General features: G+C 74.6%; 13 protein-coding genes. 8 read left to right on the top strand and 5 right to left on the bottom strand.

The features are described from left to right. Nucleotides 1-57 precede the first annotated feature (57 nt). Nucleotides 58-1317 carry an SH3 domain-containing protein gene (locus B8281_RS20000; RefSeq protein WP_198163119.1) on the top strand — a complete coding sequence of 420 codons (1260 nt, stop codon included), beginning with the start codon at nucleotides 58-60 and terminating at the stop codon, nucleotides 1315-1317. Between the two features lie 37 nt (nucleotides 1318-1354). On the opposite strand, the gene B8281_RS02185 is transcribed toward B8281_RS20000, so the two are convergent. The 3 genes from B8281_RS02185 to B8281_RS02175 all read right to left on the bottom strand — a co-directional run bounded on the left by B8281_RS02185 (nucleotide 1355) and on the right by B8281_RS02175 (nucleotide 5533). Beyond that, nucleotides 1355-3148 (bottom strand): hypothetical protein, encoded by a 1794-nt coding sequence (locus B8281_RS02185; RefSeq protein ID WP_085386767.1) that lies wholly within the window; start codon nucleotides 3146-3148, stop codon nucleotides 1355-1357. A gap of 125 nt (nucleotides 3149-3273) precedes the next feature. Then, nucleotides 3274-3741, bottom strand: a complete 468-nt coding sequence (locus B8281_RS02180; RefSeq protein ID WP_222123552.1) for an NUDIX domain-containing protein — start codon at nucleotides 3739-3741, stop codon at nucleotides 3274-3276. A gap of 160 nt (nucleotides 3742-3901) precedes the next feature. Continuing rightward, complete coding sequence (locus B8281_RS02175) at nucleotides 3902-5533, bottom strand: glycoside hydrolase family 10 protein (RefSeq protein WP_085386766.1); 1632 nt, start codon at nucleotides 5531-5533, stop codon at nucleotides 3902-3904. A gap of 236 nt (nucleotides 5534-5769) precedes the next feature. On the opposite strand from B8281_RS02175, the gene B8281_RS02170 reads away from it, so the two are divergent. Continuing rightward, nucleotides 5770-6183: a PadR family transcriptional regulator gene (locus B8281_RS02170; RefSeq protein WP_085386765.1), complete on the top strand. Its 414-nt coding sequence runs from the start codon at nucleotides 5770-5772 to the stop codon at nucleotides 6181-6183. Further along, nucleotides 6180-7292: a hypothetical protein gene (locus B8281_RS02165; RefSeq protein ID WP_043656598.1), complete on the top strand. Its 1113-nt coding sequence runs from the start codon at nucleotides 6180-6182 to the stop codon at nucleotides 7290-7292. The genes B8281_RS02170 and B8281_RS02165 overlap by 4 nt, the downstream gene beginning before the upstream one ends. A gap of 101 nt (nucleotides 7293-7393) precedes the next feature. Here B8281_RS02165 and purB read toward each other — a convergent pair whose 3' ends face one another. Beyond that, nucleotides 7394-8881 carry an adenylosuccinate lyase gene (gene purB / locus B8281_RS02160; protein WP_085386764.1) on the bottom strand — a complete coding sequence of 496 codons (1488 nt, stop codon included), beginning with the start codon at nucleotides 8879-8881 and terminating at the stop codon, nucleotides 7394-7396. A gap of 170 nt (nucleotides 8882-9051) precedes the next feature. Between purB and B8281_RS02155 the strand changes: the two genes are divergently transcribed. Further along, nucleotides 9052-9357 (top strand): hypothetical protein, encoded by a 306-nt coding sequence (locus B8281_RS02155; RefSeq protein WP_085386763.1) that lies wholly within the window; start codon nucleotides 9052-9054, stop codon nucleotides 9355-9357. 53 nt (nucleotides 9358-9410) lie between these two features. After that, nucleotides 9411-11024: a lipase family protein gene (locus B8281_RS02150; RefSeq protein ID WP_157446522.1), complete on the top strand. Its 1614-nt coding sequence runs from the start codon at nucleotides 9411-9413 to the stop codon at nucleotides 11022-11024. 70 nt (nucleotides 11025-11094) lie between these two features. Here the strand turns inward: B8281_RS02150 and B8281_RS02145 are convergent, their stop codons facing one another. Continuing rightward, nucleotides 11095-11484: a phage holin family protein gene (locus tag B8281_RS02145; protein WP_085386761.1), complete on the bottom strand. Its 390-nt coding sequence runs from the start codon at nucleotides 11482-11484 to the stop codon at nucleotides 11095-11097. 103 nt (nucleotides 11485-11587) lie between these two features. Between B8281_RS02145 and hisC the strand changes: the two genes are divergently transcribed. From hisC to B8281_RS02130, 3 genes are all read left to right on the top strand, one after another. Beyond that, the gene (gene hisC / locus B8281_RS02140) at nucleotides 11588-12667 is read left to right on the top strand and encodes a histidinol-phosphate transaminase (protein WP_085386760.1); all 1080 of its coding nucleotides are present in this window, start codon (nucleotides 11588-11590) and stop codon (nucleotides 12665-12667) included. A gap of 120 nt (nucleotides 12668-12787) precedes the next feature. Further along, complete coding sequence (locus B8281_RS02135) at nucleotides 12788-13078, top strand: lactococcin 972 family bacteriocin (RefSeq protein ID WP_021483224.1); 291 nt, start codon at nucleotides 12788-12790, stop codon at nucleotides 13076-13078. A 60-nt stretch (nucleotides 13079-13138) separates the two neighbouring features. After that, a complete protein-coding gene (locus tag B8281_RS02130) occupies nucleotides 13139-15184 on the top strand; it encodes a hypothetical protein (protein WP_043656583.1) in 2046 nt (681 codons plus the stop codon). The last annotated feature ends 11 nt before the right edge of the window (nucleotides 15185-15195 follow it).

The raw sequence follows: 15195 nt of genomic DNA, 5'->3' as shown, positions 1-15195 counted from the left end.
GTCTGATTTCTTTTCAGGGGGCAGAGGATGGTTCGGAACGCGAGGCGCTGGTCGGGCGTGGCGAGCGTGGCGATGGCGACGGCGCTCGCCACGGGGCTCGGCGGGCTGCTCGTCGCCCCGAGCGCGAGCGCGGCGGCCGCCGTCGTGGCGCCGCTGGGGGCGCGCACCTACTCGGTCTCCTCCTACTACGGCCCGCGCTGCATGCCGGTCGCCAGCGCGTCGACCTGGCACCTCGGGCAGGACCTCGGCGCGACCTCCGGCACGCGGATCAACGCGATCGCCGACGGCACCGTCCTGCGCGCGGGCAGCGTCAGCGGGTTCGGGCAGTGGGTCGTCCTGCGGCACACCATCGGCGGGAAGACGGTCTCGAGCGTCTACGGGCACGTCATCGACGGCGACAAGTACGTCAAGGCCGGGCAGACGGTCAAGGCCGGGCAGCGCATCGCCGACGTCGGCTCCACCGGCATCTCCACCTCGCCGCACCTGCACCTCGAGGTCTGGAACGGCACCTACGGGTCGGGCGCGTCGCACACCGACCCGCTCGCCTACCTCAAGGGCAAGGGCGTCGACCTCGGGCGCGACGCGACGCGGGTGGCCGCCCGGTCGACCGCGACGTCGTGCACCTACTACACGAACGCCGCCGTGGACGTGCGCGCCGGGGCGGGCACCGGCGCCGTCGTCGCCCGGGTCGCGCGCGGGGCGGCCGTCGTCGGCAAGCCCGGGGACGAGAGCGGCACGTGGCGTCGGGTCACGTCGGGGCGGACGACGGGCTGGGTCCCGGCCGCGAGCATCGGGCCGACGAAGCCCGCGCCGGTCAGCACGCCCCCGGCGACGAAGCCGCCGGCACCCCAGCCGGCGCCGAAGCCGTCGGCGCCCCAGCCGGCGACGCGGTACGTCACGGCCGCGTCGCTCAACCTGCGGGCCTCGGCGACGACGTCCTCGGCCGTGGTCGCACGCCTGCCGAAGGGCACGAAGCTCGCGGTCGCGTCGACCTCGGGCGGCTGGCTCAAGGTCACCGCGAACGGACGGACCGGCTGGGTCTCCGCCCAGTACACCTCGACGAGCGCACCGGCGGCTCCCGCGAAGCCGGCGCCCGCGAAGCCCGCACCGCCCAAGGCCGCGACGTCGTACGTCACCGCCTCGAGCCTCAACCTGCGGGCGTCGGCGTCGACCTCGTCCAAGGTCGTCGCACGGCTCGGGCGCGGGACCGCGGTGACGCACGCGGGCACCGCCTCGAAGGGGTGGCTCAAGGTGACCGCCGGGGGCCGGACGGGCTTCGTCTCGACCGCGTACCTCTCGGCGCAGAAGCCCCGCTGAGCCGACCCGGCGCCGCGCCCCTCCGGGCGGCGCGGCGTCAGCCCCCCGGCGTCACCGTGCCGGGGAACCGGGCGGCGGACCGGTCCGTGACCGAGCCGTCGCCCGCGGCGTTGATCTCGCTGATCATCATGACGAGGTCCAGGTCGGAGTCGGCCGCCCGGGCGAGGCTCGTGGCGAGCTGGTACGGGTCCGAGAGCGGCTGCATGTCGTAGTCGGTGACGACGGCCCGCGTCTGCATACCGAGGGCGTCGTTCTCGACGGCGGTCCGCACGCTGTCGGCGAGGCGGTTCATCTGCGACTCGGTGAGCGTCATCGTCACCTGCTGGCCGGGCGACACCTCGCCGGACGGCGAGAATCCGGAGAAGTCGCGCGTGTTGAAGTACTGCGACGACATGTCGTCGGCCGTGACGTCGAACGAGTACGTGCGCGCCGAGAGGTCCTCCGTGCCGGAGGCGTCGAACGACTGCGACAGGCGGAAGTCGCCTCGGTCGCCGTACGTCGCGGTCATGAGCTGCTCGGTGCTGCCGTCGGGGTAGGTCGTCGCGACGAGCGACCCGGTGTTCTGGCCGATCTGCCACTCGGCCCCGCCGACAGGCGTGTCGAAGCCGACGGTCGACGTCGAGTCGTAGTTGACGCGCTCGATGGTCGTCGTGCCGGAGATCCCGGTCGACGGGTCCCCGGGGATCTCGCCGGTGACGAGGTAGGTGTCGTAGGCGGCCTGGCCCTCGGGCGTCGACAGGTCGAACTCGGCGCTGCGCAGGGACGCGCCGTCGAGCGACGTCGTGTTGCCGAGCATGACCTTGACCGCGTCGAAGTCGAGGCCGAGGCCCGCGTGGTTCGCGATCGCCTCCGTCGGGCCCGCGGTGACGCGGACGGTGTCGTCGCCCGTGCGCTCGATGAGGCTGCTCACGCCCTCGGAGTCCTTGACGGACGACTCGAGCGCGATGTGCCGGAACGCGGCGTCGAGCTCGGTCTTGGAGTAGCTCCCGCCGTCCATCGTCACGGACGAGCCGACCGGCATGCTCCGCGGGTCGAACGGGTTGACGGACCCGGGGTCGACGTCGGTGCCGTCGGGCATCTTCAGGGTGTATTCGGACGTGACGCCGGTCGTGTACCCGCCGCTGACGCCCGTGCCGCCCTTCGAGACGCCGCCCTCGACGCCGATCGAGACGTCCGACTTCGACGTGTAGGTGGTGAAGCCGTCCTCCGACTTCTCCCCGACCGTGTACTCGGCGCCGCCGTTGACGCCGAACGAGACCTTGGAGCCGTCGGTCGTCTTGAACCAGTCGGCGAGCGACCCGCTGCCGGAGTACGTCGTCTCGCCGCTGTCCGGGTCGTGGGAGACGCCGAAGCCGACCTTCGAGTCCGTGCCCTCCGTCGCGGGGCTCCCCAGGCCGCCGTTGTCGGAGCCGCCGCTCTGGCTCCCCTTCACCGAGACCGTCGGTCCGCCGGGGCCGTCGCCGCTCTCGCCCGAGCCGCCGGACCCCGACCCTCCGGAGCCCGAGCCGCCGGACCCCGATCCGGACCCGCCCGACCCGCCGGGACCTCCGGCGCTCCCGCCCGTGCCGTCGGAGCTGGCGCTCTCCTGCTGGTCGGCGTTCGTGCGCACCTTGTCGGCCGCGTCGCGGAGCGTCGCCGCGGCCGCGGCGAGCGCGGGGCCGAGCTCGGAGGTCCAGCGGCCGCGCAGCTCGTCGCCGTCGGGCCCGGCCCAGCGGGCCCCGCTGACGGTGGACTGGAGGCCGCCGCGCGTCGTCTCGAGCGACTCCGACGCCGTCGTCAGGCTCTGCGCGAGCCTGCGCAGCTCGCCGATGTCGGCACCGTAGAACCCCATGGTCGTCCCTCTGTCGCGGCGGATCGTGCTTCCGGAGCGTACGTGGACGGGCGCCCCCGCGTCTCGGGGTGCCCATGGGGCGAGGTCCCCATGCCGCGTCCGGGCGGCCTGCCGGCGGCGCGCGGTCAGGCCGAGAGGACGTCCGCGAGGCGTTCGAGGACGATGCGGCCGGCGGGCGGGACGCGGTCCGCGTCCGCCGGCGTGAGCCACGCGAGCTCGGCGATCTCGGCGTTCGGCGCCGGCTCGGGGGACCCGGGCAGCGGCTCGGCGTACAGGCAGTGCATCCGCACGACGCGCCCGCCCAACCCGTGCCCCGGGGCCTCGGCGACGAACGCGGGCCGGACCGTCCCCGGGTCCAGGCGCACGCCGAGCTCCTCGTGGATCTCGCGCACCAGCGCCTCGGTGTCCGTCTCGCCGGGCTCGACCTTGCCGCCCGGCATGAAGAAGCGGTCCTTCCCGGTCGTCCGCACCGCGAGCAGGCGTCCGTCGCGGACGTTCACCCACCCGACGGTGCGCAGGGGCGGGAGGTCGGACGGCGGGGCCGACGCTCCGGCGGTCGAGGGGTCGGCGGGGCGCAGGTCGGGCGTGCTCACGCGTCCCACTGTGCCACCCGGCACCCACGGCGGGGCGGCCGCGGAACCCCGACGGCGCGTGGCGCACCCAGCGAACCACGCGCCGTCGGGCCTGCCCCTCGCGCGGCCCCAGTTCCGGCGAAGGGCGATCGTGCCGGGCCGAGGCCCGGCACGACGATCGTCACACCGACCAGCGGACCCTGCTCGGTGCGGACTCGTTCCAGACGCGGTCCAGCGCGGTCACGGCGTACGTGTACCGGCGGCCGCGCACGGCGGTCGGGTCGAGGAAGTCCTGGACCACCCGGCCCTCGGCGCGCTGCGTCGCGACGAGATTCGCGGGGTTCTCGGTGTCCACGTGCTGCACCCACCCGTCGGCACGGTAGATCGCGAACGACGTCGCCGCGAACCGGCGGCCGCCGGCGTCGGTCCAGTGCACGCGGACGCCGTCGTCGCGCCAGCCGGCCCACGCGAGCACGGGGGTGCGGACCTTCGTGCCCGGGAGGTGCGGCATGGCCGGGACGAGCGCCGGGTACCGGTAGTGGTCGTCGCGCACGCGCGTCATCGAGCCCTGCGGGTCGGCCGGGACGTGCTTGGCCGAGAAGTAGACGTTGCCGTGCACCGGGTGCTCCTGCTCCTGGCAGAACGTGAGGTGGTTCGACAGCTCGGCCGGGTCCGTGAAGACGCCCGACGTCACCTTGTACAGCGCCTCGCCGACGTACAGGTGCGTGCCGGACTGCGCGGCGACGTCGGCCCACCACGGGACGAGCTTCGCGTAGTCCGCGACGGCGAGCCCGAGCTGCCAGTAGATCTGCGGGTTGATGTAGTCGAGCCAGCCCTCGAGGACCCACTTGCGCGTGTCGGCGAACTGCATGTCGTACGACTGCGAGCCGCCCGTCTGCGAGCCGCGCGGGTCCGTCGAGGCGTTGCGCCAGATGCCGAACGGGCTGATGCCGAACTTGACCCACGGCTTCGCCTGCTTGATGCGCTGCGAGATGGACTGCACGAACGTGTCGACGTTGTGGCGCCGCCAGTCCTCGACCCGGTCGAAGCCCGCGCCGTGGGTCGCGAAGGTCGCGGCGTCCGGGATCGTCTCGCCGGCGACGGCGTACGGGTAGAAGTAGTCGTCGAAGTGCACGCCGTCGATGTCGTAGTTCTCGACGCTGTGCAGGATCGCGTTCTTGATGTGCTCCTGCGCCGCGGGCAGGCCCGGGTCGAAGTAGAGCTTGCCCCCGTAGGCCCACACCCACTCCGGGTGCTGCCGCGCGGGGTGCTCGGGGACGAGCCGCGCCGGGTCGGCCTGCATCGACACGCGGTACGGGTTGTACCAGGCGTGGATCTCCAGGTTGCGCCGGTGGCACTCCTCGACGACGAACGCGAGGGGGTCGTAGCCGGGGTCCTGGCCCTGCACGCCCGTGAGGTACTGCGACCACGGCTCGTAGGGGCTGGGCCAGAACGCGTCGGCCGTCGGGCGGACCTGGACGAACACGGCGTTGAGACGGAAGTCGCGCGCGACGTCGAGCCAGCCGAGGAGCTCGGCCTTCTGCTGCTCGGCCGAGAGTCCCGACGCCGACGGCCAGTCGATGTTCACGACGCTGGAGATCCACATCGCGCGCAGCTCGCGCTTGCGGGGCGCCGGGGCCGCGGTCGGTGCGGCGTGGGTCGCGCCGGGCGTGGTGAGCGCGGCGGCCGGGGTGAGCGAGCCGACCGTCACGGTGAGCGTGCTCGCCGCGACGCCCGCCGTGGCGAGGGTGAGGAACTGTCGTCGTCCGACGCCGGCCGGGGCGGGGGACGTGGGGGAGCCGTCGAGCGTCATTGCTGATCCTCCGGGTCGTCGAGTATGTGGCAGATAGTTTCACAGAACGTCGTGTCTGTGAAGGTTTGCGCCACGCGCTCCCGGCGGCGGCGCCGAGCGTGGGGTCGTCGGCGCTCCGGGGCCCGGCGCGGTGCGGGTCGCCAGGTGGACTCTCCCGGCCCGTGCCCGGCGGGCCGCGACGCGCCGTGCACTGCGGGTCCTGCCCATACCTTCGCGGCGAGAGTATGGTCGCCACCATGGCATCGAAACCGCTCCAGGAACCCGCGTTCCTCGTGCTGTCCGCGCTCGCCGCCGGGCCGCTGCACGGGTACGGCATCGCGCAGGACGTCGAGTCCAGCTCCAACGGGCGCGTGACCCTGCGCGCCGGCACGCTCTACGGCGCGATCGACCGGCTCGTCGCCGCCGGGCTCGTCGAGGTCGACCACGAGGAGGTCGTCGACTCGCGGCTGCGCCGGTACTACCGGCTCACCAGTGAGGGCGGCTCGCGCCTCGCCGCCGAGGCCGAGCGCGCCGAGGCCCAGGCACGCCGCGCGCTCGAGCGTCTCGGTGCCCGACGCCGCACGGCCGCCCCGGCGGGCGACCGCACCGCGGCCCGGCCCGCGCGCAGGCTCGACGGGGGAGTCGTCGACGGCGGGGCGGTGCCCGCATGAGCGGCCACGACGGCCACCACGACACGGACGCCGCCGGCCCGGTGCTCGTGGCGCCGGTCCTCGTGCGGGACTACCGGCGGCTGCTGCGCCTGTTCCCGTACACCTACCGGCGGGCGCACGAGGCCGAGATGCTCGGGCACCTGGTCGACGGCGCGCGGCCCGGGCAGTCGCGGCCGACGCGGGCCGAGCGGTGGGACCTGCTGCGCGCCGCCGCGCGCGAGTGGCTGCTCGCGCCGCTGGGCCCGTCCCCACGGCAGCGGCGCGCGGGGACGGGGCTCCTGCTCGTGGTCCTGCCCGCCGTGCTCGTGGTCATGGCAGCGCGCGTCCTCGCGTTCGCCGCGGCGATCGTCGGGGCCGTGCTCGGCCCGAGCGGGCACGCACCGCTCCTGACGACCGTCCCGACGGCGTCGATGTGGACCCTCTGGCTCGCGGCGGTGGCCCTTACGCTCGCCGGGGCGCAGCGCGTCGGCCTCGCTGCTGCGGTGCTCGCCGCTGTCGCCGGGGTGGGCGGGCTCGCGGTCTCGCTCGGCGCGGGGAGCAGCTATGCGGCGTACCTCGACGCGCCGTGGGTCGCGGCGGTGTCCGTCTACGCGGGCGTGCTCGCCGCACGTCGGGCGTGCCGGGTCGGGCCTGAGCCGTGGACGCTCCGGGCCGCGACCCTCGGGGCGATGGCTCTGGCCGTCGGCGGGTTCGCCGCGGCGACCGCTGCCGACGCGGCGAGCTTCGGGGTGCCGTGGTGGTCGGGTGTCGCGCTGAGCCCGTGGACGCCTCCCGCGCTGGCTGCGCCGGTCGTCCTGCTCCTCGGGGTCGCGCTGCTGTGGCGCCGGACGCGGCCGGCCGTCCCGGTGCTCGGCGGTCTCGCCCTCGCAGGCGTGCTGAGCCGCTCGACCTTCTTCTGGTCGGGGACCGTGAACGTCCAGACCGCGGACCTCGGCAACGTGCTCGGCCTGCTCGCGCTCGCGGCCGCCGCGATGCTCGTCCTGACCTGGGTCGTCAACCGCCTCGACGAGCTCGCCGAAGTGCGCGCGGCGCACCGCTCCCAGCTCGCGGCCGCGGGTGGGATGCCGGGCCGGGGCGGCCCCCGCCCGGGCGCGCCGACCGCCGTCTGACCCGGGCGCCGTCGAGCACGACGGTGCGTGCGGACGAGAACGGGGCTGCTGTCGTCATCCGTCGGACGACGACAGCAGCCCCGTTCTCGGCGTCGGTCTTGTCAGTCCAGGTAGGTCTCGACCAGGCGGGAGGCGAGGCCCGTGTACGTCGCGGGGGTGAGGTCCGCGAGGCGCTGCGCGACGTCGTCGGGCAGGCCGAGGCCCGCGACGAACTCGCGGAGCCGCGCCGCGTCGACGCGCTGGCCGCGCGTGAGGTCCTTGAGGCGCTCGTACGGGTTCTCCATGCCGGGGACGCCCGCGACCGACGCCGCGCGCATGGCCGACTGGATGGGCTCGCCGAGCACCTCCCAGTTCTCGTCGAGATCCGCCGCCATGAGGTCGGCGTTCGCGGCGAGGGCCTTCAGGCCGCGGCGCACGTTGTCGATCGCGAGGAGCGAGTGGCCGAACGCGGGGCCGACGTTGCGCTGCGTCGTCGAGTCCGTGAGGTCGCGCTGGAGGCGCGACGTCACGAGCGTCGCGCCGAGCGTGTCGAGCAGCGCGGACGAGATCTCGAGGTTCGCCTCGGCGTTCTCGAACCGGATCGGGTTGACCTTGTGCGGCATGGTCGACGACCCGGTCGCGCCCGGGACGGGGATCTGCGTGAAGAACCCGAGCGAGATGTACGTCCACACGTCGGTCGCGAGGTTGTGGAGGATCCGGTTGAACCGCGCGACGTCCGCGTACAGCTCGGCCTGCCAGTCGTGCGACTCGATCTGCGTCGTCAGCGGGTTCCACGTGAGACCGAGGCCCTCGACGAAGTGCTTCGAGACCGACGGCCAGTCCACGCCCGGGACGGCGACGGTGTGCGCGCCGTACGTGCCCGTCGCGCCGTTGAGCTTGCCCAGGTACTCGGCCGCGCCGACGCGGCGGAGCTGGCGGCGCAGCCGGTGCGCGAGGACGGCGAGCTCCTTGCCGAGCGTCGTCGGCGTCGCGGGCTGGCCGTGCGTGCGCGAGAGCATCGGCACGTCGGCGTGCTCGCGCGCCATGTCCGCGAGCTGGTCGGCGAGCGCCGTCGCGGCGGGCAGCCACACGTGCTCGACGGCGCCGCGCACCATGAGCGCGTACGACAGGTTGTTGACGTCCTCGCTCGTGCACGCGAAGTGCACGAGCTCGCCGACGCCGGACAGCACCGTGTCGGGGCCCAGCGTGTCGGGCGCCGCGGCGAGGCGGCGCTTGACGAAGTACTCGACCGCCTTGACGTCGTGCACCGTCTCGCGCTCGATCGCGGCGAGCTCGGCGATCTCGTCGCCACCGAACGCCGCGGGGATGCGGCGCAGGTAGGCGACCTCGGCGTCGGAGAGCTGGGGCGCGCCGGGCACGACCGGACGGACGGCGTTCTCGTCGACCGCCTGCACGCCGTTGCACAGCGTGATGAGCCACTCGACCTCGACGTGGATACGCTCGCGGTTGAGCGCGGCCTCGCTGAGGTGGTCGACGAGCGGGGCGACCGCGGCGCGGTAGCGGCCGTCGAGCGGGCCGAGCGCGATCGGCGGGGTCACCTCGGCGAGGCTGACGCGGGCAGGGGCGGCTGCGGCGGGGTTCTCGGGCACGCCCCTGATTCTCCCACGCGTGCCCGACGGCGGTCGGTGCCGCCCGCAGTCCGGGCAACCGAGCGGTCGTGCGGCCCGTGGCCGTCCCCAGCGTCCGGTCGCGAGGGGTCGGTCCACAGCGTGCGACCGGTCCCCGCCGCCGGTCGGCGGGGGTCCGTACGGTCGCCGCCATGCCGACCCCGCCTCCAGTCCCGTGCCTCGCCGCACCCTTCGGGATCACCCGCGCCCGCGACCAGGTCCTCACGGCCACGGACGACGCGGCGCGCGCCGCTGCTGCCCTGGGGACCCCTGACCTCCCGTGGTCCGGGCAGGCGCGGCACGCGTACGACGACGCGACGGCGGAGGTCCGGGCAGCCCTGCTCCGGCTCGACGGGACGCTCGAGAGCTGCCTCACAGGGCTGGACGCTCTCACCGTGCTCGCGGAGACGGACGTCGCGAGCCTCCGGGCGGAGCTCGCCGCGGTGGGCGGCGCGTGAGCGGGACGTGGCCCGCACCGTCCGTCGTGATCCGTGGCGGGACGGAGCCGACCGTGATCGAGACGGCGGCGGTCGTCGCGCAGGCCGTGGCGCTCGCGGGGCGCGCGGACCTCCTGGCGGGAGCGGCGGTGGCGCTGCGGGACGCCCGGCACGGCGTGGAGGCCACGACGGCGACGCCCACGGCGTTCGCCGGTCGGCTCACCCCGCCCGACCTGCTCCGGTCCGCCTCGGGCTGGAACCTGCCGACGACGCCGTTCTGGTCGGCGGAGGTCCGTGCCGCCCGCGCGGCCGTCCTCGACGAGCTCGACGCGGCGGTCCTGCTCGCCGAGCAGCAGGAACGGGGCCTGCGGCGGCTCGCCGCGCGTCTGCACCAGGCGGTCCGGGTGTACGACGACGCGGACGCTGCGGCCGCCGCGGCGTGGTCCGACACCGCGCTGGTCGTGGCGGGACGGCACTACGGGCTGGCGGGGGCGGGCGCCGCCGGGCTCGGGATGATCGTCGCGCAGGGCCTCGCCGGGCTCGCGCAGTCCCTGCTGCGCGGAGGGCCCTCTCTCGGTCGGCTCGTCACGACGGGCGAGGCGCTGCACCCCGCGACCGTCCGCGCGCTGGGTCGCACGATCGGCCTGCTCGACCCGGACCGCCCCTGGTACGCCGTGCCGACGGTCGGCAACGCGGCGGCCGTGCTGCGCGCGTCCGTCCAGCCGTTGCGCAAGCGGTTCCTGCCCGACCCGGAGGTGCGCAGGGTCGACGCGGCACCCTACGACCTGCCGACGCCCACGGACACGCGGTCCGCGCTCGGCGCCGTGGCGGCGCTCGGGAGCACGGACTCGGTGCTGAGCGTCCAGCGCATCGTCAAGGACGACGGCACTCCCACGTGGGTCGTCGCGATCCCGGGCACCCAGCCCGGCAACCTGCGGACGGTGTGGAACATGACGTCCAACTACGACCTCATGTCCGACGACGAGTCCCAGCGCGCGCGGGCGGACAGCGTGCGGGCGGTGCTCGACGCGATGGGCCAGTCGGGCATCGAGCCGAAGGACGACGTCGTGCTCGTCGGGCACAGCCAGGGTGGCATGGTCGCGGCGACGATCGCGGCGGCGACGGTCGGGACCTACCAGGTGCGCCACGTCGTGACCGCCGGGTCACCGGTCGGGGGGCACGGCCTCCCGCCCGGCGTGCGCGCCACGCACCTCGAGACCAGCGGGGAGGGGGTCTCCGGCCTCGACGGGAAGCCGAACCCGGCGACGCCCGAGCGCGTGACGGTGACCGGTACCGTCTTCGCGCCCGGCGGCGGGCCGCCGCTCGACGTGCCGCACTCCGTCGGCTACCACCAGGACGTGCTCGACGCCGCGGTCGAGGTGGGCGACCGCGGCCTCGAGGAGCACCTCGCCGACGTGGAGCACTGGCTCGACGGCGAGGCGGAGGACCCGCTCGTCTACGAGGCGCGTCTCGTCCCGGACCCCGAGACGACGTTCTGCGTCGGTGAGCTCGCGGTGCCGAGGCCGCCGTGGCCCCCGTGGCCGGCTCCGGACGGCGTCGTGACGGCGCCGGGCCCGTCCCTCGGCACGCCGGGTCCGTCCGGGACGACCGGTGGCTCCGGCACGCTCGGCGGCACGGGCACGCTCGGGGGCGCCGGGACGGGTGGTGGCGAGGACGATGCGCGGTGACGGCCCGGTGCCGTCCCCCGGCGGGCCGGTCGGGAGGGCGGGCAGCGGCGCGCGCGGTGGAGCGCTCGGGTCAGCGGTCCTGGGCCTTCGGCACGACGGCCGAGACGAGGAAGTTGATCACGGCGATGATGAGGGCCGCGAGCAGCGCCCACCAGAACCCGCCGATGATGCGGATGCCCCAGTCCGTCTGCTCGGTGATCCACGCGGTGAGCATGAGCATGAGCGCGTTGACCACGAGCGAGAACAGCCCCAGCGTGAGGATGTAGAGCGGGATCGAGAGGACCTGCACGATCGGCTTGATCACCGCGTTCACCAGCGAGTAGAGCAGCGCCACGACGAGGACGATCACGACCTTCCCGCCGGCCGTGTGGGAGCCGACGATCTGGAAGTGCTCGTCCATGAACAGGCTCGTGAGCCAGATCGCGAGACCGGTGATGAGGACGCGGACGACGAAGCTCATACCCGGCATCCTGCCATCCGGGCGGTGGTGCGGCACGGGCGCCGCGCGTGGCGCGCCGTCGTCCGCCACGGACCGCGGTGCACGAGTGGCATGATCGAGGACCGTGGCCCACGAACCCCGCGTCCCCCTGCGTCCTGCCGTCGCCGCCCTGCCGGCCTACGTCCCGGGGGCGCGCGTCGCCCCGGGTGCGGCGGCGTTCAAGCTCTCCTCGAACGAGAACCCGTACCCGCCGCTGCCCTCGGTCGTGGCGGCGATCGCCGACGCCGCGGCGGACGCGAACCGCTACCCGGACATGTACGCGACCGAGCTCACCGAGGCGCTCGCGGCGGACCTCGGGGTCGGGGCCGACGAGGTCGTGGTGGGCAACGGGTCGGTCGCGGTCCTCGCGCACGTCCTCCAGGCGGTCGTCGAGCCGGGCGACGAGGTCGTCTACCCGTGGCGCTCGTTCGAGGCGTACCCGATCGCGGTCGCCGTCGCGGGCGGCACGTCGGTGCGGGTCCCGCTCCGGACGGGGGAGCACCGCGGGCGCCTCGACCTGCCCGCGATGGCCGCGGCGGTCACCGAGCGCACGCGCGTCGTCATGGTGTGCACGCCCAACAACCCGACCGGTCCGGCGGTGCACCGCGACGAGCTCGAGACGTTCCTCGCGGCGGTGCCGTCGGACGTGCTCGTGGTGCTCGACGAGGCGTACCTCGAGTTCGTGCGCGACCCGGAGGCCCCCGACGGTCTCGCGGTGTACGCGCAGCACCCGAACGTCGTGCTGCTGCGCACGTTCTCCAAGGCGTACGGGCTCGCGGGCCTGCGCGTCGGGTACGCCGTCGCGCGTCCGCGCCTCGCGGCGGGCATCCGTGCCGTCTCCACGCCGTTCGGGGTCTCGCACGTGGCGCAGCGGGCCGCGATCGCGTCGCTCGGGGCGCGAGGCGAGCTCCTGCAGCGGGTCGAGCACCTCGTGGCGGACCGCACCCGCCTCGTCGAGGGTCTGCGCGACCAGGGCTGGTCCCTGCCGGAGTCGCAGGCGAACTTCGTGTGGTTCGACCTGGGGGAGCGCACGGCCCAGCGCGCCGAGGAGGCGCGTGCTGCCGGCGCGATCGTGCGCCCGTTCGCGGGCGAGGGCCTGCGCGTGAGCGTGGGCGAGCCCGAGGCGACCGACCTCTTCCTGCGCGTCAGCGCGACCTGGCTGTAGCCCTTCCTCGACGGCCCCTCTGCGTTCCGGCAACGGAACTTCCCCAGATCGACCGAACCCCTGGTGCTCGCGTCTCCGGATTGCTACTTTTACGTAGCAATCACTTCCGAAGGGGGAGATATGAGGTTTGGTCGAGTACTGACGACGGCGATGGTCGCCGGGGTCCTGGCCTTCACACCGGCGGCGGCGTTCGCCGGCTCGCAGCTCGTGGGCGGCGGGATCTGGAACTACGGGACCAGTGCGGGCGCGATCTACTCGCACTACCTGCACAACACCCAGTGCCACGGCGCGTCCGTGCACAACGGGAAGCTCTACCGGGTGACCAACATCAAGCCCGGGGTCTGGGCGAAGGTGCACGCCAAGGACTGGCCCATGCGCGTGGACCACGCCTACTGGCACAAGTGCGCGTAGCACGGACGCAGGGCAGGGGCGGCGCCGTGCCGCCCCTGCCCGGTCCGGCGCGGAGCCTCCATGCCGAACAGAAGCCTCAGCCTGGCCTACGCCCTCGCGGTGGTCGTCAGCCTCTTCCTCGCCTTCTTCACGGTGCAGGCGTACAGCGAGTTCGCGGTCCGCGGGTTCGACGCCCAGCTCCGCGTCGACTCCCTCGGCACGACCGCGTCGAGCGCCGAGGCGTACGGCACGATCGCGACCTTCGCGACCTCCCGCGACTGCACCGTCGCCAAGGTGACCTTCGACCTCACCGACGTCTCGACGCGGCACCTCTCCGTCCTCGGTGACGGCTCGGCCGACCCGGGCGGGCGGTGGCTCGACCACGGCGTGGCCGACTTCAGCCGCGGCGTCACCACGCAGGTGCACCCCGGCGCCGAGCTCGGGGCCACGAGCCCGGTGGGCTCCTACGGGCTCTCGTGCGGCACGGCGGAGGCCGAGGCGCTGGCCGCCGCGCTGCGGGAGGCCGGGGTGACGGCGTCGGCCGACTCCTACCCGACGATCCTCTCGTGGCACCGCTACCTCGCGGGCACGCCGATCCCGGCGGGCTACGCCATCGCGGCGGTCGCCGTCGTGCTCCTCGCGGGGTGCGGCGCGCTCCTCAACGCCCGGGCGTACGCGGTCCAGCGCCTCCAGGGCGCGCCGTTCTCCAGCATCCTGCGGCGCGACCTCGCCCCGATCGGCCGACGCCTCGCCCTCCACCTGGGTGGTGCTGCCGTCGTGTGCGCGATCGTGCTCGGCGCCTACAACGGGTTCGCGCAGGCGACGACGTTCCTCGGCCTGGCCGGCGCCGTCCTCGCCGGGCTGCTGCTCGTCACCGTGACCGCCCACGCCGTCTCGACGGCCGCCGCGCAGCGCATCCCGCTCGCGGCCGCGATCAAGGGCGAGTCCGTGGGGGCCTGGGTCGTCCCCGCCGCGTTCGGCGTGCGGTTCTGCGCCCTCGTCATCCTCGTCGCGTCGATCTTCTCCGCCGTGCACGCGGGCCAGCTCATCGCGGGTCAGCAGGCCGCCCGCTCCGCCTGGCAGAGCGCGGGCGGCGCGACCTCCGTGGGCGTCGGCGGCGACGACCAGGCCCGCGCGGGCGAGTTCGCGCAGCGCCTCGGCGAGGTCGTCGTGCGGGCGCTCGACGACCGCGAGGCGGTGCTCGCCGCGCGGCAGCCCGTCTCGGCGTTCGGCACGGTGACGGTCGCGCCCGAGGACCAGCCGGTCCTCCTCGTCAGCCCGTCGTACCTGGAGGAGCAGGACGTCCGCGACGCGACCGGGTCGCGGCTCGTCCCGGCGCCGGGGTCGTGCCTCACGATCCACCTGCCCACCACGCTGCGGGCGGACCAGCAGGACGACGTCGTGGCCGCCGTCGGCTCGTGGGCGGACTACTTCGGTGCGACGTGCGCCGTCGAGCGCGGTGCGCCGCTCGCCGAGGGCAGCACGCTGTTCGACTACGGCAACGCCGCGGACCCGAGCGCGTCACCGCTCGTGGACGAGCCGGTCGTGCTCGTCGTGGACCCGGCCTCGGAGGTCGTGAGCGCCGACGGGTACGGCGCGTACACCTCGACGGGGGACGTCGTCTTCCTCGACCCGGCGTACGTGCTGGAGGAGAGCCGCGCGGCGGGCATCCGCGACTACGTCCTCTCGGTCACGCCGATCGCGGACGCCGCGGCCGAGGAGTACCAGAAGCTCGTCCGGAGCTTCCGGCTCGGCCTCGCGAACATCGCGGCGGCGGCCGGCGTCGTGCTCCTCACCGCGGTCGTGGTGTCGAGCGCGTACACGCGGCGGTACGCGCAGAGCGTGTTCGTCCGCTACATCGCGGGGTGGTCGTTCGCCGCGCGGTACCGCGCGGCGTTCCTCGCCGAGGCCGCCTCGGCGGTGCTGCTCGTCGCGTACGTGGCGGCGAACCCGCCGCGCACGCCGCCGGCCCTCGGCGCCGTCGTCGCGGCCGCCGCACCGCGGCTGCTCGGGGGAGCGGAGCCGCTCGTCGCGGTGGCGGTGTGCCTCGTGTCGTCCGCCCTGCTGGTGACCGCGCTCGCGGTGGCCCAGCGCAGGCTCCTGCGGACGCGATCCAGTGACAGCTGAACGAAGGGGGA

Source organism: Cellulosimicrobium sp. TH-20 (genome assembly GCF_002105775.1).
In the GTDB taxonomy this organism is placed as follows: domain Bacteria; phylum Actinomycetota; class Actinomycetes; order Actinomycetales; family Cellulomonadaceae; genus Cellulosimicrobium; species Cellulosimicrobium funkei.
The sequence above is the reverse complement of the archived record's forward strand: the minus strand, read 5'-3'. Positions and strand labels throughout refer to the sequence as shown.